This window comes from Brevundimonas pondensis (genome assembly GCF_017487345.1).
Taxonomy (GTDB): Bacteria; Pseudomonadota; Alphaproteobacteria; order Caulobacterales; family Caulobacteraceae; genus Brevundimonas; species Brevundimonas pondensis.
This window is the reverse complement of record NZ_CP062006.1, coordinates 147,133-166,501: the sequence shown is the minus strand read 5'-3', so window position 1 is coordinate 166,501 and position 19,369 is coordinate 147,133. Positions and strand designations below refer to the sequence as shown.

20 protein-coding genes are annotated in these 19,369 nt (G+C 67.9%); 9 read left to right on the top strand and 11 right to left on the bottom strand.

The features are described from left to right. Positions 1–87: 87 nt before the first annotated feature. Entirely contained in the window at positions 88–522 is a 435-nt protein-coding gene (locus IFE19_RS00840) for a VOC family protein (RefSeq protein WP_207824860.1), read from the top strand. Positions 523–525: 3 nt separating this feature from the next. Here the strand turns inward: IFE19_RS00840 and ybaK are convergent, their stop codons facing one another. Together ybaK and IFE19_RS00830 are read right to left on the bottom strand one after the other, a co-directional pair. Beyond that, positions 526–999 carry a Cys-tRNA(Pro) deacylase gene (ybaK, locus tag IFE19_RS00835; protein WP_207824859.1) on the bottom strand — a complete coding sequence of 158 codons (474 nt, stop codon included), beginning with the start codon at positions 997–999 and terminating at the stop codon, positions 526–528. 246 nt (positions 1,000–1,245) lie between these two features. Beyond that, complete coding sequence (locus IFE19_RS00830; protein ID WP_225910528.1) at positions 1,246–3,918, bottom strand: ATP-dependent DNA helicase; 2,673 nt, start codon at positions 3,916–3,918, stop codon at positions 1,246–1,248. Positions 3,919–4,189: 271 nt separating this feature from the next. On the opposite strand from IFE19_RS00830, the gene IFE19_RS00825 reads away from it, so the two are divergent. Then, positions 4,190–5,149, top strand: coding sequence for an alpha/beta fold hydrolase (locus IFE19_RS00825; RefSeq protein ID WP_207824857.1), 960 nt, complete (start codon positions 4,190–4,192; stop codon positions 5,147–5,149). 47 nt (positions 5,150–5,196) lie between these two features. Then, a complete protein-coding gene (locus IFE19_RS00820) occupies positions 5,197–5,442 on the top strand; it encodes a hypothetical protein (RefSeq protein WP_207824855.1) in 246 nt (81 codons plus the stop codon). Here IFE19_RS00820 and IFE19_RS00815 read toward each other — a convergent pair. From IFE19_RS00815 to IFE19_RS00805, 3 genes are all read right to left on the bottom strand, one after another. Further along, on the bottom strand, positions 5,427–5,939 hold the full coding sequence (locus tag IFE19_RS00815) for a DUF805 domain-containing protein (protein WP_207824853.1): 513 nt from the start codon (positions 5,937–5,939) through the stop codon (positions 5,427–5,429). The genes IFE19_RS00820 and IFE19_RS00815 overlap by 16 nt on opposite strands. Positions 5,940–6,028: 89 nt before the next feature. Beyond that, the gene (locus IFE19_RS00810) at positions 6,029–6,967 is read right to left on the bottom strand and encodes a pirin family protein (protein WP_207824851.1); all 939 of its coding nucleotides are present in this window, start codon (positions 6,965–6,967) and stop codon (positions 6,029–6,031) included. A gap of 22 nt (positions 6,968–6,989) precedes the next feature. Beyond that, a complete protein-coding gene (locus tag IFE19_RS00805) occupies positions 6,990–7,478 on the bottom strand; it encodes an Lrp/AsnC family transcriptional regulator (protein ID WP_105563200.1) in 489 nt (162 codons plus the stop codon). Between the two features lie 145 nt (positions 7,479–7,623). Here IFE19_RS00805 and IFE19_RS00800 point away from each other — a divergent pair, with 145 nt between their 5' ends. From IFE19_RS00800 to lpdA, 5 genes are all read left to right on the top strand, one after another. Next, positions 7,624–8,856 carry a 3-methyl-2-oxobutanoate dehydrogenase (2-methylpropanoyl-transferring) subunit alpha gene (locus IFE19_RS00800; protein ID WP_225910339.1) on the top strand — a complete coding sequence of 411 codons (1,233 nt, stop codon included), beginning with the start codon at positions 7,624–7,626 and terminating at the stop codon, positions 8,854–8,856. 2 nt (positions 8,857–8,858) lie between these two features. Further along, positions 8,859–9,884 (top strand): alpha-ketoacid dehydrogenase subunit beta, encoded by a 1,026-nt coding sequence (locus IFE19_RS00795; RefSeq protein ID WP_207824849.1) that lies wholly within the window; start codon positions 8,859–8,861, stop codon positions 9,882–9,884. Between the two features lies 1 nt (position 9,885). Continuing rightward, the gene (locus IFE19_RS00790) at positions 9,886–11,532 is read left to right on the top strand and encodes a 2-oxo acid dehydrogenase subunit E2 (protein WP_207824847.1); all 1,647 of its coding nucleotides are present in this window, start codon (positions 9,886–9,888) and stop codon (positions 11,530–11,532) included. Between the two features lie 69 nt (positions 11,533–11,601). Beyond that, the gene (locus IFE19_RS00785; RefSeq protein WP_207824845.1) at positions 11,602–11,811 is read left to right on the top strand and encodes a GIY-YIG nuclease family protein; all 210 of its coding nucleotides are present in this window, start codon (positions 11,602–11,604) and stop codon (positions 11,809–11,811) included. A gap of 129 nt (positions 11,812–11,940) precedes the next feature. Beyond that, on the top strand, positions 11,941–13,335 hold the full coding sequence (gene lpdA / locus IFE19_RS00780) for a dihydrolipoyl dehydrogenase (RefSeq protein ID WP_225910338.1): 1,395 nt from the start codon (positions 11,941–11,943) through the stop codon (positions 13,333–13,335). Between the two features lie 102 nt (positions 13,336–13,437). Here lpdA and IFE19_RS00775 read toward each other — a convergent pair whose 3' ends face one another. From IFE19_RS00775 to IFE19_RS00750, 6 genes are all read right to left on the bottom strand, one after another. Beyond that, on the bottom strand, positions 13,438–14,781 hold the full coding sequence (locus tag IFE19_RS00775; RefSeq protein WP_207824844.1) for an amidohydrolase family protein: 1,344 nt from the start codon (positions 14,779–14,781) through the stop codon (positions 13,438–13,440). A 3-nt stretch (positions 14,782–14,784) separates the two neighbouring features. Then, the gene (locus IFE19_RS00770; protein ID WP_207824835.1) at positions 14,785–16,281 is read right to left on the bottom strand and encodes an amidohydrolase; all 1,497 of its coding nucleotides are present in this window, start codon (positions 16,279–16,281) and stop codon (positions 14,785–14,787) included. An 87-nt stretch (positions 16,282–16,368) separates the two neighbouring features. Beyond that, positions 16,369–16,650, bottom strand: coding sequence for a DUF167 family protein (locus tag IFE19_RS00765; protein WP_225910337.1), 282 nt, complete (start codon positions 16,648–16,650; stop codon positions 16,369–16,371). 46 nt (positions 16,651–16,696) lie between these two features. Next, positions 16,697–17,098: a hypothetical protein gene (locus IFE19_RS00760; RefSeq protein WP_207824832.1), complete on the bottom strand. Its 402-nt coding sequence runs from the start codon at positions 17,096–17,098 to the stop codon at positions 16,697–16,699. Between the two features lie 94 nt (positions 17,099–17,192). Next, a complete protein-coding gene (locus IFE19_RS00755) occupies positions 17,193–18,122 on the bottom strand; it encodes an electron transfer flavoprotein subunit alpha/FixB family protein (protein ID WP_207824830.1) in 930 nt (309 codons plus the stop codon). After that, complete coding sequence (locus IFE19_RS00750; protein WP_207824828.1) at positions 18,123–18,887, bottom strand: electron transfer flavoprotein subunit beta/FixA family protein; 765 nt, start codon at positions 18,885–18,887, stop codon at positions 18,123–18,125. A gap of 124 nt (positions 18,888–19,011) precedes the next feature. Here IFE19_RS00750 and IFE19_RS00745 point away from each other — a divergent pair, with 124 nt between their 5' ends. Continuing rightward, complete coding sequence (locus IFE19_RS00745; protein ID WP_207824826.1) at positions 19,012–19,353, top strand: hypothetical protein; 342 nt, start codon at positions 19,012–19,014, stop codon at positions 19,351–19,353. Positions 19,354–19,369 lie beyond the last annotated feature (16 nt).

Genomic DNA, 19,369 nt, shown 5'->3' with positions numbered 1-19,369 from the left:
GGAGCTGAGGCTGCTGACACGCCCTGTCAGCAGGAACGGGCCAGTCTGCCGCCCGTTCGAATCGCAACCTGACAGGAGACGAAGACCATGGAGACACAGCAGCTTCATCGCGGTCGACTGATCGACCACCTGCAACTGGTGACGCCCGATCTTGAGACCAGCCGCCGCTTCTACGGCGCGGTGCTGGAGGCCCTGGACGTGCCGATCGGCGGCGAGGCGGAGCGCTTCTTCTGGGCCGACGAACTGTTTGTCTCGGCGGTGGACAGCATAGCGGCGCAGGGCCGACCGACCGGGCGCTGCCACCTGGCGTTTCAGGCGAAGGACCGCGCCATGGTCGAGGCCTTCCACAAGGCGGGGCTGGCGGCGGGCGGGACCGACAACGGCGCGCCGGGCGAGCGGCCCTATCACCCTGGCTACTACGCCACCTTCCTGCTGGACCCGGACGGCAACAATATCGAGGCGGTCTTCCACGGCGAGGCCGAACGCTCGGCCGATAGCGTGGTCGTGACCTTCGAAGGCTAGGGTTCAGGCCGTCAGGTCGGCCAGTTTCGCCCCCGCCGCCCGCGCCGCCTCGTCCGGGGTCAGGCCCAGCAGCAGGCCGCGCTGGCCGCCGTTGATCAGGATGCGGTCGAACAGGATCGCCGTCTCGTCCATCACCGTCGGCACGGCCTTCCTCTGACCAAAGGGGCTGACGCCGCCGACCTTGTAGCCCGTCAGGCGCTCGGCGTCGGCGGGCTTCATCATCTGGGCCGACTTGCCGCCGAGAGCCGCCGCCAGCTTCTTCATGCTGACCTCGCAGTCGGACGGGACAATGACGCAGGCGGGCTTGGCGTCCACCAGGGTCATCAGGGTCTTGAACACCTGTTCCGGCGCCCAGCCCAGAGCCTCGGCCGCCTGCAGACCCACGCGCGGCGCATCGGGGTCGTAGTCGTAGGGGAAGAGCTCAAAGGCGACCCCGGCCCTGGTCAGGGCCACGGTCGCGGGGGTGGTCTTGGACATGGTCTGCCAGTCGGTTGGGGTGGCTGTGTCTCAGATAGACGATCAAGCGACAGGGTGCAGCGCCCTCTTCTCTTTCGTCATCCTCCGGCAAGCCGCGAAGCGGCGCCGACCGGGGGACCCAGCGGCGCCGAAGGCGATCTTAACGGCAACCGCAGCGCGTGGGTCTTTCGCCCTGCGGGCGCCGCTGGGTCCCCCGGTCTCGCTCCGCTCGCCGGAGGATGACGGAAGGGAGAGGGGGCCGGGGTTTCAGGCCTCGGAGGTCAGGAAACCCTTCGTCAGTTCCACCGCCTCGGCCAGACCCATGCGTTGGACCTCGGTTCCGGGCGGCAGGCCGGCGAACAGGCGGGTCGGACAGGCGGCGTCCAGCATGAGGAAGACCCCCTTGTCGTCCGCTCGGCGGATCAGGCGGCCAAACGCCTGGGCGATGCGGCCGCGCGCCAGGGCGTCGTCATAGGTCTTGCCGCCGAAGCGCTCGCGCCGGGCCTTGTGCAGCAGGTCGGGGCGCGGCCAGGGGACGCGGTCGAAGGCCAGCACGCGCAAGCTGCGGCCCGGCACGTCCACGCCATCCCGCACGGCGTCGGTGCCCAACAGGCAGCTGTCCTGCTCCGCGCGGAAGACATCCACCAGCGCCCCGACCTCCAGCGGATCGACGTGCTGGGCGTAGAGGGGGACGCCCGCCTTGGCCAGGTCCGGCCCCAGCCGCTCATAGACGGTCTTCAGCCGACGGATGGCGGTGAAAAGCCCCAGTCCCCCGCCGCCCGCCGCCAGGAACAGTTCGCGCATGGCCGCCGCGATCTGGCGCGGGTCGTCCTTCATCAGGTCGTTGACGACGATGATGCGGCTGTTGGCGGCGTAGTCGAAGGGGCTGTCGACCTTCAGCGTCCGCGCCGGCTCGATCAGGCGGGCCGCGCCAGTGCGCATCCGGGCCAGCTGGAAGGGGTCTTCCGCGGCGGGGTCGGACAAGGTGGCGCTGGTCACCAGCACCCCGTGGGCGGGCATGACCACGGCGGCTTCCAAAGGCACGGTCGGGTCGATCCAGTGACGTCGCAGGGCCACGTCGTGGATGCGACCAAAGGCGGCTTCGGCGCTCAGCCAGTCGACGAAATCAGGATCGGGTTCGTCGCCGCCCTCCTCAAGCGCCGCCAGCATGGAGCGCCAGCCCGGCAGGGTCATGCGCGCGCGCCGGTCCATGCCGCGCAGCGCGCCTTCGATGCGGGCGCGGGCGGCGCCGTCCAGCTCGGCGGCCTCCTCGTCTAGAATATCCTCAAGGTGACGGGACAGGGCCAGAAGCGGCGCCTCAACGGCGGCGATGGCGCGGGCGGCGGCGCGGGCCGCCTCGAGCACCGGCTCTGTGGCCGGGCGCAGGGCGCACTCCATGCCGAACTCGGTCCCGCCGGTTTCCTGACTGCGGGCGCACAGCTGTTCCAGGGCGGCGACCAGGAAGGCCTCGATCGGGCCGATGGGGTTGATCTCGCCCGACGCTGGCGCGATGCGGCCGGATACGCCCTCGCCCGGCAGGGCGGCGGCGGCGATCATGGCGTCCTTCAGGGCCTTGGCGGCGGCCTCGTTGTCGGCGCACAGGTCGCCCAGCCTCTGCTCCAGCCCGCGCCCGCGACGGCCCCGCCCCTCGGGACCTCTGATCCAGCGGCGCAGCTCGGCGGCTTCCTGACCCGACAGGGCGGCGGAGAAGGCGCTGTCGGCGGCGTCGAACAGGTGGTGGCCCTCGTCGAAGACGATGCGTTTCAGCGCCGCCGTCTCGCCGTCCTGCTTCAGGCCGCGCGCCGAGCGGGCCCCGTCGAAGGCGGCCTGGGTCATGACCAGGGCGTGGTTGGCCACGACCAGATCGGCCCGGCGGCTGGCGCGGATGGTCTTTTCGACGAAGCAGAGCCGGTAGTGCGGACAGGCGGCGTGGACGCATTCGCCGCGCCGATCGACCAGATTGGCCGGGCTGGCCTGATGGCTGGGGGCCGTCGCATAGAGGCCGGGCAGCCAGCCGGGATAGTCGCCGCCGGTCATGTCGCCGTCGCGGCTGTGGGCGGCCCAGCGCGCCGCCAGCCCCATGCCGATCAGGTCGCCATTCCCCAGCTGGGCCGCCTGCATCATGTCCTGCAGGTTCAGCAGGCAGAGGTAGTTTTCGCGGCCCTTGCGCACCACCGTCTTCTTGCGGCGCTCGGCCTCGTCCGGCCACAGGGCGCGGCTTTCGCGGTCGATCTGGCGTTGGAGGGCGCGGGTATAGGTCGAGACCCAGGCCGCCCCCGAATTGCGTTCGGCCCACAGGCTGGCCGGGGCCAGATAGCCGAGGGTCTTGCCGGTGCCCGTGCCGGCCTCGGCCAGAAGGACGCGGGGGCGGCCCTCCTCGTTGCGCGGCGAAAAGGCGTAGGCGGCCTCGGCGGCGTAGTCGGACTGGGCCGGCCGCGTCTCGTCCAGACCCGAGGCCTGCAACAGCTTGTCCAGACGGATGCGGGCGCTCTCAGAATCGACCGGCGCGGACCCGGCCTCGCCGCGCGGGGCCTCGTCCTCCCATTCGGCCAGGCGCGACCAGACGTCCAGACCGGTGCCGCGCTCGCGCCGGTCGCGCAGGGGTCCGGCCTGAAGCGCGGCCAGGACGCGCCCGCCCCACGACCAACCCGCCCGGTCCAGCGTCCCGGCCAGGGTGAAGGCGTCCTCGCGGCCCGGATAGGCGGGGTCCGTCAGTTCATTCAGCAGGTCGGCGGCGGCGTCGCGCAGAGCCCGGGCCTGAGCCTCGGCCCCCTTCGGTTCGCTCCGCCCCATGGCCAGAGCCAGCCCCGACGGCGAGGGCGCGCAGAATTTTGCAGGACGCACGAAGGCGTAGAGCTCCAGCACGTCCAGCATCTCGGTCGAGCGCGGCGGCGGGCTGAGGCCCAGACGGCGCGCGGTCAGGCTGGCGTGGGCGACCATGACGGCGCCGCCCAGAAAGATGCCCTCGGCCGCGCCGCGCCCGATCTTCCTGGCGCCCGCCGCGTCGCACACGGCCCCCGCGCCCGGCGGCGTGGCCAGGGCGGGCGGCAGGTCCGCCGCGAACGCAGTCGCGGGCTGGACGGTGGAAGGGGCGGAGACGTCGGTCACGCCCGATCCATAGCGCCCCGCGTCACGAAACGGAACGGGAACGTTCGCCACTCTCGCCAGAGACTGAAAAGGCGCTAGGCTGACCGCAAACGGAGGACCGCCCATGCAGACCCGCCGCATCGCCACCGACGGCCTGACGCAACAGGTGCTGGAGGCCGGTGAAGGCCCGCTGGTCCTGCTGATCCACGGCTTTCCCGAACTGGGGATCAGTTGGCGAGCCCAGGTTCAGGCCCTGGCCGAGGCGGGTTATCACGCCGTCGCCCCCGACATGCGCGGCTATGGCGGGACCGACAAACCCGCCGATGGGGAGGACCACACCATCCTGCATCTGGTCGGAGACATGGTCGATCTGGTCCGGGCGCTGGGGGAAGATCAGGCCGTGGTCGTCGGTCATGACTGGGGCTCGGCGGTGGCCTGGCACTGCGCCATGATGCGGCCGGATGTGTTCCGCGCCGTGGCCGGCCTGTCGGTGCCCTTCCAGCCGCGTCGGCCCAAGGGACCGCCGACCGCCGCCATGGCGGCGATCACCAAGCGAGCGGGCCTGGGCGACCTCTACATCAACCGCTTCCAGTCACCGGAGGCTCATGTCGAACTGGACGCCGATCCGGCCACGGCTCTGAGGAAGATGTTCTGGGCCTATGACGGCGCCACCGCCACGGCGGACCAATCGACCGGCTTCATGCCCGAGGGCGTCAGTCTGCTGGACAGCATTTCCGACCACGCGATCCTGCCGCCGTGGATGAGCGAGGCGCACTTCGAGGAATACGTCGCCGCCTTCAGCGCCTCGGGCTTCAAGGGACCGCTGGACTGGTACCGCTGCCTCGACCGCAACTGGAGCCTGACAGCCTTCCTGCAAGGCCAGCAGATTGCTCAGCCCGCCCTCTTCATGGTCGGCGAGCGCGACCCCGTCCGCCACTACGCCGGTCCGTTTGAGGCGGCGCAGAAGGACTGGCTGACCGCCCTGCGCGGGCAGGTGGTCCTGCCGGGGGCGGGGCATTGGTTGCAGCAGGAACGGGCGGAGGAAGTGAGCGCGGCGCTGATTGAGTTCCTGCGGGCGCTTTGAGAGCACACAGCCAAGTCTTTAAACAGAATTCCTCAAGGGAAGAGACTATGCAGCGCAGCCATCTGATGGTTCTCGGCGGATTGGCCGCCGTCACGCTCGCAGCGGTAGGCGCATGGGTGGTTCAGCGCGAGGCGGCGTGCGCGAACCGCCTGGAGCAAGCCGCGTTTTACGGCGATGCCCAGGTGCGTCGGAACCAGGTCGGCCAATGCTACATCTGCCGACCCGACGGCCCGCTGTTCGACATCGCCTTCGACCAGTGCGACGCTCGAGATCGCCTCTACTCGATGGGCTGAGCGACCAGTGTGTTTGTCTCTGCGGTTGCAAGCGGATCAGGGCCATAGCGGTTGGCGTCCTGACGACCACGAAGGCAGAATATCTCAACCGCTCCCCAGATCAGGAACGGCGCCGCGACGACAAAACCGAGGATGAGGCTGAGCAGGATCGTCTTCTGATCGCTGAGCGGAATCCGGGAGATCAGGGCTACGACCGCCGCATGGGGGCCAAAGAAGAGGAACAGCCACAATCCGCTTTTGCCACGATCATGCAAACGCCGCACGACCGCCCCGAGCATGAACCAGGCCATCACCACGCCCACAACCACCAAAAGCCCGTTCAGGACCACCAGAAGGGACGTCGCGTCGCGGGCTGCTGCGACGGACTGGACAACCTGCAACGGCAGGGCAAGCAGTCCCAAAAGGTAGAAGAGGCCGATAGAGATATAGAAACTCGAGCGGTTTAAGCGGCCACGCCAACAGAAATTGGCGACGATCAGACTGCGAATCCTTTTCATTCCGAAGCCTTAGCAGAATCGAGAACCGACGGTAGGCGAACTCTCACCGCCTTCAGAGAGCCGCCTGCGAAAGCGGGACCGCCTCGCCTCTAGACCGGGTCGGTCGGCTTGGGCTCGACGGGTTCGGGGGCGCGAGTGGCCTGGGCGGGTTCGTCCGGCAGGGGGATGAACTCCAGCGCGTCTTCGGCGGGCAGGGTCATGCGGCCGGCTTTCCAGTCGGCCTTGGCCTGGTCCATGCGGGCCTGGGACGAGGAGACGAAGTTCCACCAGATCAGGCGTTCGCCGACCGGCTCGCCGCCCAGGACCATGACGCTGGAGGGGGCGAGCGCGGTGACGGTCGGCTCGGCGTTGGCCGACAGGACGACCATCTGGCCTGCGTGGAAGGTGCGGCCGTCGACCTCGATGCTACCCTTGGCCACGAACAGCGAGCGTTCGCTGTAGCCGCCCTTGGATTTCGGCGGCGGCGGGGCGGCGCGGACGCCCTCGGCCATGTCCCAGTGGACGTAGAAGAGCGGCGACTGGACCGGGGTTCCGGCCTTGGCGCCGAAGGCCTCGCCCGCCACCAGGCGCGCGAACAGGCCGTTGTTCTCATAGGTGGGCTGGGCGTCCTCGCCCAGGTGGGTGAACGAGGGGGCGATCTCCTCCAGCTCGGTCGGCAGGGCGACCCAGGCCTGCATGCCGTGCATCGGCCCGCCCTGCGCCTTCTTCAGCGGATCGGTGCGTTCGGAATGGACGATGCCGGACCCGGCGGTCATCCAGTTCACCTCGCCGGGACGGATGGGCTGAGTGTAGCCCAGATTGTCCCGATGCATGATCTCGCCCTCGAACAGATAGGTCAGTGTCGACAGGCCGATGTGCGGATGCGGCCGCACATTGATGGCGTCGGCGCCCGGCGCGAACTCGGCCGGCCCCATCTGGTCCAGGAAGATGAAGGGGCCGACCATGGGCCTGGCGTGGAAGGGCAGGACGCGCCCGACCTCGAACCCGCCGAGGTCCTTGCGACGCGCGTCGATCACCAGTTCGATCATGCCTGCCCCCTCGCCTTGTCGTTTAGCCGACGTGCGGCGTGATGATGCCCAGAGGCAGGGTGGTGACGTTCTTCACGCCGCGCGTGACGATATGGCTGGCGCAGTCGGAGACGATGCCCAGGGTCAGCAGCTTGTCGCGCAGGAACTGGTCGAAGGCGTGCATGTCCGAGGTGATGATCCGCAGGACATAGTCCTCGCGCCCCGTGATGGTGGCGCACTGCACCACTTCCGGCCATTCGGACACGGCCTTTTCGAAGATGTCGAGGTTCTCGCGCGACGGCAGGCTCAGCTTGACGATGGCGTAGACTTCGAAGTCCAGCCCCAGCAGACCGGCGTCCAGAAGCGTGACCCGCTTGCGTATCAGGCCAGAGTCCTCCAGTCTCTTGATCCGGCGCCAGCACGGCGAGGCCGACAGGCCCACGCGATCGGCGACCTCGGCGACCGACAGGCCGGCGTCCTGCTGCAGGATGTCGAGGATGCGGGCGTCGATAGGATCAAGTTCGTCGGCCAAATGCGTTTCTCCAAATGGGGATTTGACGCAATAAAATACCCCAAATCGGCATTTGGCAAGGGTATTTTTAGGAAAGCCAACAGACACGCGCCATGCTATGCCCTCTTCCCAGAGGAAACGCGGACGGATCAACCGGACGGGACGCATGATGAAGAACACCCCCACCCTGTCGCTGCGCGTACCGGAGCCTTCGGGACGTCCGGGCGACGCGCCTGATTTCAGCCACCTGCAGTTCGACCCCGCCGGCGCCGTCAGCCGCCCGGAGGTCTCGACCGCCCCCTATGAGATGCGCGACCACGCCTTCCGTCTGGTGCGCGTTCTGGACGACGAGGGCCAGGCCGTCGGTCCCTGGGATCCCAAGCTGGACCCCGAGGTCCTGCGTCGCGGCCTGAAGGCCATGATCCTGACCCGCGCCTTCGACGAGCGGATGCACCGCGCCCACCGCCAGGGCAAGACCAGCTTCTATATGAAGTGCACCGGCGAGGAGGCCATCGCGGTCGCTCAAGGGATGATCCTGAGCCGCGAGGACATGGGCTTCCCCACCTATCGCCAGCAGGGGCTTCTGATCGCACGCGGCTATCCGCTCGCGTCGATGATGAACCAGATCTATTCCAACGCCGAAGACCCGATCAAAGGCCGCCAGCTGCCGATCATGTATTCGGCCAAGGACTATGGCTTCTTCACCATCTCGGGCAACCTGGGCACCCAGGTGCCGCAGGCCGTGGGCTGGGCCATGGCCAGCGCCTACAAGGGCGACGACAAGATCGCCATCAGCTGGATCGGCGACGGCGCCACGGCGGAAGGCGACTTCCACAACGCCCTGACCTTCGCCGCCGTTTACCGCGCCCCGGTCATCCTGAACGTGGTCAACAACCAGTGGGCCATCTCGTCCTTCATGGGCATTGCGGGCGGTCTGGAGACCACCTTCGCCGCCAAGGCCATCGGCTACGGCCTACCGGCCCTGCGGGTGGACGGCAACGATTTCCTGGCTGTCTGGGCCGCGACCCAGTGGGCCGAGGAGCGCGCGCGCACCAACCAGGGCGCGACGGTGATCGAACTGTTCACCTATCGCGGCGCCCCGCACTCGACCTCGGACGACCCCAGCCGCTATCGCCCCGGCGACGAGCATGAGAAGTGGCCGCTGGGCGACCCGATCGAGCGCCTGAAGCAGCACCTGATCGTCCTCGGCGAATGGTCGGACGAGCTGCAGGTGGAAGCCGAGAAGGACGCTGTCGAACAGGTCCGCGCCGCCGGCAAGGAATCCGAGGCCATCGGCACGCTCGGCCAATCGCGCCCCAGCGTGAAGACCATGTTTGAAGAGGTCTATGCGACCGAGGACTGGCGCCTGGTCGAACAGCGCCGTGAGGTCGGAGTCTGACCATGACCACTGCCCCCATGAACATGATTCAGGCCCTCAACTCGGCCATCGACACCAAGATGGCCGAGGACCCGAACGTCCTGTCGTTCGGCGAGGACGCGGGCTATTTCGGCGGCGTCTTCCGCGTCACCGACCAGCTGCAGCAGAAGCACGGCCTGACCCGCAGCTTCGACGCCCCGATTTCGGAATGCGGCATCGTCGCCGCCGCCATCGGCATGGGCGCCTATGGCCTGCGCCCCGTCGTCGAGATCCAGTTCGCCGACTACATCTATCCGGCCTATGACCAGATCGTCTCGGAAGCGGCCAAGATGCGCTACCGCTCGGGCGGTCAGTTCACCTCGCCGATCACCATCCGCAGCCCCTACGGCGGCGGCATCTTCGGCGGCCAGACGCACAGCCAGTCGCCGGAAAGCCTGTTCACCCACATCGCGGGTCTGAAGGTCGTCATTCCGTCCAACCCCTATGACGCCAAGGGCCTGCTGACCGCGGCCATCGAGGACGACGATCCCGTCGTCTTCTTCGAGCCCAAACGTCTCTACAACGGCCCCTTCGACGGCTGGCATGAAAAGCCGGTTTCGCCGTGGAAGACGCAGGAACTGGCCCAGGTCCCGACCGGCAAGTACGTCGAGCCCATCGGCAAGGCCCGCGTCATGCGCGAAGGTTCGGACGTCACCATCCTGGCCTATGGCACCATGGTCTGGGTGGCGCTTGCCGGCGCCGAGCACGCCGGCGTGGACGCCGAGGTCATCGACCTGCGGACCCTGGTGCCGCTGGACATCGAGACCATCGAAGCCTCGGTCAAGAAGACCGGCCGCTGCGTCATCGTGCACGAGGCGCCCAAGACCTCGGGCTTCGGCGGCGAGCTGTCGGCCCTGGTTCAGGAGCGCTGCTTCTATCATCTGGAGGCCCCCATCGCGCGCGTGACCGGCTGGGACACCCCCTATCCACACGCCTTCGAATGGGAATACTTCCCCGGCCCGCAACGCGTGGCCGACGCCCTGAAAGCCGTCATGTCGGGAGGCCGTTAAGATGGGTCGTTTCGTCTTCAAGCTGCCCGACGTGGGCGAAGGCACCGCCGAGGCCGAACTGGTCGCCTGGCACGTCGCGGTCGGCGACATGGTCGAGGAAGACCAGATCGTCGCCGACGTCATGACCGACAAGGCCACGGTGGAAATCACCGCCCCGGTCAGCGGCAAGGTCACGGCCATCCACGGCCAGGCCGGCGAAATGGTGCCGGAGCGCGGTCCCCTGGTCGAGTTCGAGGTCGAGGGCGCGGGCAATGCGTCTGACGCCGAGCCTGTTACTGCGGCCGCCAAGCCCGAGCCGGCCCCGGTCGTCGCTGAAGCGCCGAAAGCTGAGGCCGCCCCGGTTTCCCCCGCGCCGGTCGGCGCCGTCGCCGGCGCCAACTACGTCTTCAAGCTGCCCGACGTGGGTGAAGGCACGGCCGAGGCCGAGCTGGTCGGCTGGCACGTCAAGGTCGGCGACGCGGTCGAGGAAGACCAGATCCTCGCCGACATCATGACCGACAAGGCCACGGTCGAGATCACCAGCCCGATCAACGGCGTGGTCGTCGCCCTGCACGGCGACGCGGGCCAGCAGATCGCCGTCGGCGGGCCCCTGGTCAGCTTCAAGGTCGAGGGCGCGGGCAATGTCGCCGCCGCCCCGGCTGCTGCTGCGGCCCCCGTCGCCAAGGCCGAGAAGGCCGCGCCTGCGCCAGTCGCCAAGACGGCTCCGGTCGCGCCCAAGGCCGAGGCCAAGCCCGTCCCCGCCCTGACCGGCCGTCAGCCGGGCGAGCGCCCCCTGGCCTCGCCCGCCGTGCGTAATCGTGCTCGCGATCTGGGGATCGACCTGGTCTTCGTGCCGGGCAGCGGCCCCGCCGGCCGCATCGAACACGCCGACCTGGACGCCTTCGTCGCGCGCGGGGGCTCGCTGCCCGCCGCGACTGGCGGAACGGCTTCCTCGACCTACGCCCGCGCCGAAGGGACCACCGAGGTCAAGATCATCGGCCTGCGCCGCAAAATCGCGGAGAAGATGGCCGAGAGCGTGCGTCGCATTCCGCACATCACCTATGTCGAGGAAATCGACATGACGGCGGTGGAAGAGCTGCGCGCCCACCTGAACGCCACCAAGGCCAAGGACCAGCCCAAGCTGAACGTCCTGCCCTTCATCGCCCGCGCCATCGTCGTGGCCCTGCGCGATCAGCCGCAGATCAACGCCACCTATGACGACGAGGCCGGCGTCCTGACCCAGCACGCCCCGGTCCATCTGGGCATCGCCGCCCAGACGCCGAACGGCCTGATGGTCCCGGTCGTCCGCCACGCCGAGGCGCTGGACCCCTACGCCACCGCCCTGGAAATCGCCCGCGTCTCGGGCGCCGCCAAGGACGGCAGCGCCAAGCGCGAGGAGCTGTCGGGCTCGACCATCACCATCACCTCGCTGGGAACGCTGGGCGGCGTGGTTCACACGCCCATCATCAACCACCCCGAGGTCGCCATCGTCGGCCCGAACAAGATCGCCGAACGCGTGGTGGTCAAGGACGGCCAGATGGTCGTTCGCAAGATGATGAACCTGTCCTCCAGCTTCGATCACCGCATCGTCGACGGGCATGACGCAGCGGTCTTCGTGCAGCGCATCAAGGGGTTGCTGGAGAACCCGGCCACGCTCTGGATGAACTAAAACCCAGCACCTTCCTTCCGCTCATCCCCGCGGAGGCGGGGACCCAGGCTTTAGCTTCGGACCCCGCCCTTGGCCTTCTTCACCTACATCATGGCCAGCCGACGGAATGGGACGCTCTATACGGGCTCGACGGACGACATCGGTCTGCGCGCCTGGCAGCACAAGGAAGGGGCGGGGTCCAAGTTCACCGCCGAGCACGACGTCGAAAGACTGGTCTGGTTCGAAACCCACGAAACCCGCGAGGCGGCGTTTCGACGGGAGCGGCAGATCAAGAAGTGAAACCGTCAGTGGAAACTGCGGCTGATTGAAGAAATGAACCCCGGCTGGCGCGATCTCGTCGAGACGCTGAGCGCCTAGCTAAAACCTGGGTCCCCGCCTCCGCGGGGATGAGCGGAAGTTGTTCGGATCATGCAGACCCTGAAAACCAAAGTCCTGATCATCGGCGCCGGCACCGGCGGCTATGTGGCGGGGATCCGTTGCGGCCAACTCGGCTTGGAGACCGTGCTGGTGGACGCGTCCCCCGGTCTCGGCGGCACCTGCCTGAACGTCGGCTGCATTCCGTCCAAGGCCATCATCCACGCCGCGGGCAAGTATGAGACGGTGCTGAAGGCCGCCGGCGATGGCACCCTGGGCATCACGGCCTCGACCCCGGCCATCGACCTGTCCAAGACGGTCGCGTGGAAGGACGGCATCGTCAGCAAGCTGAACGCCGGCGTCGCCGCCCTGCTGAAGAAGGCCAAGGTCAAGGTCATCAAGGGCTGGGCCGAGTTCTCGGACGCCAAGACCTGCACCGTCAAAACCGACGACGGCGACATCCGCATCACCGCCGAACACGTCATCCTGGCCACCGGGTCGGAGCCGGTCGAACTGCCCTTCCTGCCCTTCGGCGGCGACGTGATCTCGTCCACCGAGGCCCTGAGCCTGCCGGAAGTGCCCAAGAAGCTGGTCGTCGTCGGCGGCGGCTATATCGGCCTGGAACTGGGCATCGCCTTCCGCAAGCTGGGCGCCGAGGTGGCCATCGTCGAGATGGCCGATCGCCTGCTGCCGCTCTACGACAAGGCCCTGACCGACCCGGTGCAGAAGTGGCTGGAAAAGCACGGCGTCGAGCTGTTCCTCGGCGCCCGCGCGGGCGGTTTCGGGGACGGAAAACTGAACGTCACCGACAAGGACGGCAATCCGATGCAGCTGGACGCCGACAAGGTGCTGGTCACCGTCGGCCGTCGTCCGCGCACCAAGGGCTGGGGTCTGGAGACCATGGGCGTGGCCATGGACGGCCCCTTCGTGAAGATCGACCAGCGCTGCGCCACCAGCATGAAGAACGTCTGGGCCGTCGGCGACCTGACCGGCGAACCCATGCTGGCGCACAAGGGCTCGGCCCAGGGCGAGGTGGTCGCTGAAATCATCGCCGGTCATGATCGCGTCTTCGATCCGGTCACCATCGCCGCCGTCTGCTTCACCGAGCCGGAAATCGTCTCGGCCGGTCTGGGCGTCGACGACGTCAAGGGCCGCGACGACGTGATCCAGGCCGTCTTCCCCTTCGCCGCCATCGGTCGCGCCCTGGCCATCGAGGCCGGCGAGGACGGCGGCTTCGTCCGCGTCATCGCCTCCAAGACCGACCACCGCATCCTCGGCATCCAGGCCGTCGGCCAGCACGTGTCCGAGATGTCCAACAGCTTCGCCCAGATGCTGGAGATGGGCGCCGTGCTGGAAGACGTGGCGGGCGTCATCCACGTCCACCCGACCCTCGGCGAAGCCTTCCACGAGGCCAGCCTGCGCGCGCTTGGGCACGCGATTCACATCTGACGTCTCGATGCACAGGCCTTCGCGATCTGAAGGCCCGAGGCGAAAACGAAGAGCGCCGCGGCTGGAAGCCGCGGCGCTCTTTTGTACCCGAAGACGTCTCTCCTACTGCGGGTAGGCAGGCGGCATAGCCCCTTCACCGCCGGTCCGGTAACGGTCGCGCAGCAGCAGGTTGCGGGCCTGCAGCGGCTGCTCGACGCCGTCGATGAAGACGGCTGAGGGTTGGCTCAGGGGCTCCAGCGGATCACCGGACCAGACCACGACGTCGCCGGCCGCGCCCGGCTTCAGTTCGCCGAACTGGCCGTCGAAGCCGAAGATGCGGCCCGGATTGACCGTGATCGCCTGGATGGCCGCCGCGAAGGGCAGGCCGTGCGAGACGGCGTTGCCGGCGTTGTAGCGGATATCGCGGGCCCGATGGGTCGCCCCTTCGTTGCCCTTGATGGCGATGACCACGCCCGCCGCATTCAACGCCGCCGCGTTCTGCAACCGCGCCGCCCGCATCTCGAAATTGCCCGGGAGGTTGGTCAGGGGGTGCAGCAGGACCGGAACCCGAGCCGCCGCAATCTCGTCAGCGACCAGCCAGCCTTCGGCGGCGCCGTCGAGGATGACCTTCACCCCTTCTTCGCGCGCCAGGCGCAGGACCTGCTGGATGTCCGACGCCCGGTTGACGGTGACGATCAGCGGCATCGTGCCGTTGGCCACCGGGATCAGGGCCTCGAGGTCTGCACGCGACAGCGACAGGTCGCGAAGCGCGGCCCGGTCATAGGCGGCCTTGTTGCGGGCATAGAGGCGGACCTCGGCCAGGGTCTCCTTGAACAGGACGAACTCGGCCCCGCGCGCGCCGCCGGCGACGCCCTTGCCGGCCTCGCCGAAGGGGGCGACCATGGCCACGCGCGGCTTCACCAGAATGTCGGCGCCGCCCAGCTTGATGACAGCGGCCTGACCGGCGAACAGGCCCGGCGACTGGAAGCCGCCGTGACCGGCCCCGGCGAAATCGCTGTCGTCATGGCTGTGGCCGCCGCCCGAGCCCGCGTGCTGGGGCGTGACCACGGCGCGGGTGACGCCGCCGAGGCGAGCGACCGGCAGGGTGAAGGACCAGGGGTCCAGGCCATAGGATAGGTCGAAAGCCGCGCTCAGGGTGTTAGCGCTGTTCGACAGGTCGTTGGAGCCCCGCACCGAGCCGACTTCCGAACCGCCGAGACCGGAGTCCACGGCGACGAAGCCCGGCGTCACAATCTGGCCGCGCGCGTCGATGGTGCGCAGCCCGGCCGGGGCTGCGCCGGTCCCGACCGAGACGACCCGGCCGTTGCGCACGACGACCGTGCCGTTCTCGATCACCGAGGTTCCGGTCAGGACGCGGCCGCCGGTGATGGCGACGTCCTGGGCCGCTGCGGGACCGACGAGGGCGAGCGCTGCGACAGCGCCCGCGAGAAGGGTTTGGATACGCATGGTTCAGCGAGCTCCCTGGGCGACGCCGGCGGCGGGCTGGCCGAAGCCGGGCTGGCCCAGTTCGAAATCGGACACGGGCTGGAAGGCGGGGTTGGCGCGGTCATAGGCCAGACCACCGTCGATGAAGACCTGATCGGCGCGAGCGTAGATCGAGAAGGGATCGGCGCTCCAGATCACGACGTCGGCACGCTTTCCGGCCTCCAGGGAGCCCGTTTCCTTGTCGATGCCGATGGCCCGGGCCGCGTTCAGCGTGATCCAGCTGATGGCGTGTTCTTCGGAAATATTCAGCCCGGCGCGACGGCCGGCCGACAGGGCGGCGGCGGCTTCCTGATTGAGGCGCTGGATCAGTTCAGCGTCGTCCGAGTGGATGACGGCGCAGGAACCCTCGGGCGCATCGGTCAGGGCGGCGTTTTCCTCGATGCCGTCCAGGGCCTCCATCTTGAAGCCCCACCAGCCGGTCCACATGGCGGCGCAGACGCCCTCACGGGCCAGCAACGGCGCGATCTTGTAGGCCTCGACCGCATGGTGGAAGGTCGTGACCTTGTAGCCGAACTCCCTGGCCACATCGAGCATGACCGCCATCTCGTCGGCGCGATAGCAATGGTTCTGGATCAGGATCGAGCCGTCCAGCACGCCCGCCAGGGTCTCCAGCTGCAGGTTGCGGGTCGGGGGCGTGCCCTCGCCCGTTTCACGCCACTTGTCCCACTTGGCCTTGTACTCGCGTGCCGAGATGAAGGCGGCGCGATAGCCGGCGACATTGCCCATGCCGGTGGCCGGCGACTGGTTGCGGCCGCCATAGACGCGCGACGGGTTTTCGCCGCAGGCCATCTTCAAGCCATAGGGCGCGCCCGGAAACTTCATGCCCTGCATGGTGACGGAAGGCACGTTGCGCACCGTCACGCCGCGACCGCCGAACAGGTTAGCCGAGCCGGGCAGGATCTGCATCGTCGTCACACCGCCTGCACGGGCCGTGTTGAAGCCAGGGTCCTGCGGCCAGATCGAATGTTCGGCCCAGACCTGAGCCGTGTTGGGGCCCGTGATCTCGTTGCCATCGCTCATGCCCATGACGCCGGGCGAGGGATAGACGCCGAGGTGGCTGTGGATGTCGATGACGCCGGGCGTGACATAGCGGCCGCGCGCGTCAACCACCCTGTGGCCCGCTGGGACCGGGGTGTTCGCGCCGCCGACCGCGGCGATGCGGCCGTCTGTGACGATTACTACGCCGCCTTCGATCTTCTGACCCGTGCCGGTCAGGACCGTGGCCCCGACCAGGGCCAGGTTTTCACGCGGCAGGCCGCGATAGGTCGAGGGATAGGGGTCGGTATTGGCCCAGCCGTCCAGGCCAGGGGCCATGGTGCGGTCCTTGGACGCCGGGGCGGTCGAAGCCGTCTCGGTCCTGGGCTTGGCGTCGCCGGTCGTGGCGCAGGCCGACAGGGCCAGGGCGCCGAGCGCGCAGGTGAGGACAGCGAGGCTTGGGCCCCGCAGACGATTAAGCAACATGAGCGAGACCCCCTCGCGCCCGCATATGGCGGGCTGACAATGGGACGACATAGAATGGGGGTTCCGCCTCCCCGTAAAGGGGAATTGTCAGGCGCCGGACAGTCGGTCGCGGACCTCGACGTCGCTGAGCCCCTCGACCTCGATCATCTTCAGCCGCGACTGGCCGCCACGCGCAAGGGTTACCGCCCGTTTCGGCACGCCCAGGGTCTTGGCCAGAAAGACGGTCAGGGCGGCGTTGGCCTCGCCCTCGACCGGCTGGGCGCGGACCCGGACCTTGAGCACCGGGCGGCCGTCAGGGTCCACGTCCCAGCCGTCGATGCGGTCGGCGGCGGCGCGAGGCGTCAGCCTGATGGCGAGGCGGGCGGTCAATGGCTCATGGATGGAGAGGCTTTGATCCATTGTGGACGTTGGCGCGTCATGTGGTTTCCGCCCGAGCGTGGATAGTAAAATACTCTCCGTAATCTCCGCGTCCCTCGAACGCTCTCGTCGAAAAGCCCTCAGGCCTCAACCCAAGAGACCGCTCCGCCATTCTCTGCGCGCGAGCTTCCCATTCCGCCACATCACCCAGCACCCATGGGAAGAGGTTAATCATGAGCGAAGCTACGAAGAGGAACTCGGCGTCTGACGACGCCTCTCCGCCAAAGTGCCGGTAGATGGAATGCCAGAGCTCCCTCTCATCTGCATCTTCCGTCAATCCCGTCAGGAATTCCGGCTCCGCCCAGTGCATCCAAGCCAGAAAAAGAAGGTGCAGGGCGTGTTCGCGGTCGCGGTCTCCCGCCTGCCAAGCCCCCTTGAGCAGCCGGTAGGTGTTTTCCATGCTGAGACTGACTGCCATTCCTCTGCACTCCCCTTCACGAAAAAGGGCGCGGACCTGATGGCACCGCGCCCTTCTCGATCCGTTAACCGGCGGCTTAGCCCAGAGCGGCCATCAGTTCCGGCACGGCGGTCTTATAGTCGGCGACCAGACCGTAGTCGGCGATCTGGAAGATCGGGGCGTCGGCGTCCTTGTTGATGGCGACGATCACCTTGGAGTCCTTCATGCCGGCCAGGTGCTGGATGGCGCCCGAGATGCCGATGGCGATGTAGAGGGCCGGGGCGACGACCTTACCGGTCTGGCCGACCTGATAGTCGTTGGGGGCATAGCCCGCGTCGACCGCCGCGCGCGAGGCGCCGATGGCGGCGCCCAGCTTGTCGGCCAAAGGCTCCATGACGGCATGGAACTCCTCGGCCGAGCCAAGGGCGCGACCGCCCGAGACGATGATCTTGGCGGCGCCCAGTTCGGGGCGGTCCGACTTGACCATTTCCTCGGAAACGAAGGCCGTCTTGGGCGCTTCGCCGGCGGCGACGCTCTCGACCGAGGCCGAGCCGCCTTCAGCGGCGGCGGCGAAGGCCGTCGGACGCACGGTGATGACCTTTTTGGCGTCAGCGGACTGGACGGTTTCCAGGGCGTTGCCGGCGTAGATCGGGCGCACGAAGGTGTCAGCCGAGACGACCTCGACGATGTCCGAGATCGGCGCGGTGTCCAGCTTGGCGGCGATGCGCGGCGCGAAGTTCTTGCCGTCGGTGTTGGCCGGGGTCAGGATGGCGTCGTAGCCAGCGGCCAACGGCAGGACGGTGGCCTCGACAGCCTCGGCCAGTCCGTGAGCGACAGCGTCGCCTTCGGCCAGCAGGACCTTGCGCACGCCCGAGATTTTCGCAGCGGCGTCAGCCACGGCCTTGGCGTTCTTGCCGAGGACCAGAACATCCACGTCCGAAGACAGGGCCAGAGCCGCCGTCACGGTCTTGTGGGTGGTGTCGCGAACAACCGAACCGTCGTGGTCGGCGATGACGAGAACGGCCATTTACAGGACCCCCGCGGACTTGAGCTTCGAAACCAGTTCGGCCGCGTCCGCGACCTTGACGCCCGCCGAACGCTTCGGCGGCTCCGTCACCTTCAGCACCTTGAGGCGATCCGCGACATCGACGCCGTAGTCGGCGACCGCCTTCATGGCGATCTCCTTCTTCTTGGCCTTCATGATGTTGGGCAGGCTGGCGTAGCGCGGCGTGTTCAGACGCAGGTCCACCGAGACCACGGCCGGCAGGGCCGCCGAAAGGGTCTGCAGACCGCCGTCGACTTCACGCGTCACCACGGCCTTGCCGCCGTCGATGACCAGCTTGCCGGCGAAGGTGGCCTGCGGCCAGTCCAGCAGGGCGGCCAGCATCTGGCCCACGGCGTTGTTGTCGCCGTCGATCGACTGCTTGCCCAGCAGGACCAGGTCCGGCTTCTCTTCGTCCACCACGGCCTTCAGCAGCTTGGCGACGGCCAGCGGCTCCAGATCGGCGTCCGACTGGATCAGGACGCCGCGATCGGCGCCCATGGCCAGGGCCGTGCGGAGGGTTTCCTGGGCCTGGGTCACGCCGATGGAGACGACGACGATTTCCGTCGCCGTGCCTGCGGCATGGTGTTCCTTGCCTTCCTTCAGACGCACGGCCTCTTCGACGGCGATTTCGTCGAAGGGGTTCATGCTCATCTTGACGTTGGCCAGGTCGACGCCGGTCTGGTCCGCCTTGACGCGAGCCTTGACGTTGCTGTCGATCACCCGTTTCACCGGGACGAGTACCTTCATGAGCCTATCCACTTGGTCATCGAAATATGGCTCGAGGGATTGGACCGGGGAAACTCGCCTGTCAACGTAACGCTACGTGAACTGCGGTCGTGTCGCGGGCGCATTTTTCCTCTATGAGACCCGCATGAAACGCTTTCTGACGATCCGCCGCCTCAGCGTCCTCTTCTTCGGCATCTTCGGCCTGATGCTGATCGGAGTCTTCGTGTTCCAGCGCTACTGGATGGAACCGGGCGAGCGCTGCGAGGCCGAGGGCAAGTGGTACGACATCGAAAGCCGCATCTGCGCCCAGCCCATCTCCATCGCCGAGATCACCGGCCGCCCGATCAGCGTCACCCGCGCCGAGGCTTCAGCCGAAAAGAACAAGGAACTGGTCGGGATCGAGGACCAGCTGAACGCCCAGAAGCGCGCCCGTGACGCGGCGACCGAGGCGGAACGCGCCCGGGTTCAGGCCTTGCGCCAACAGTAGGGGCGCAAGTCGCCCC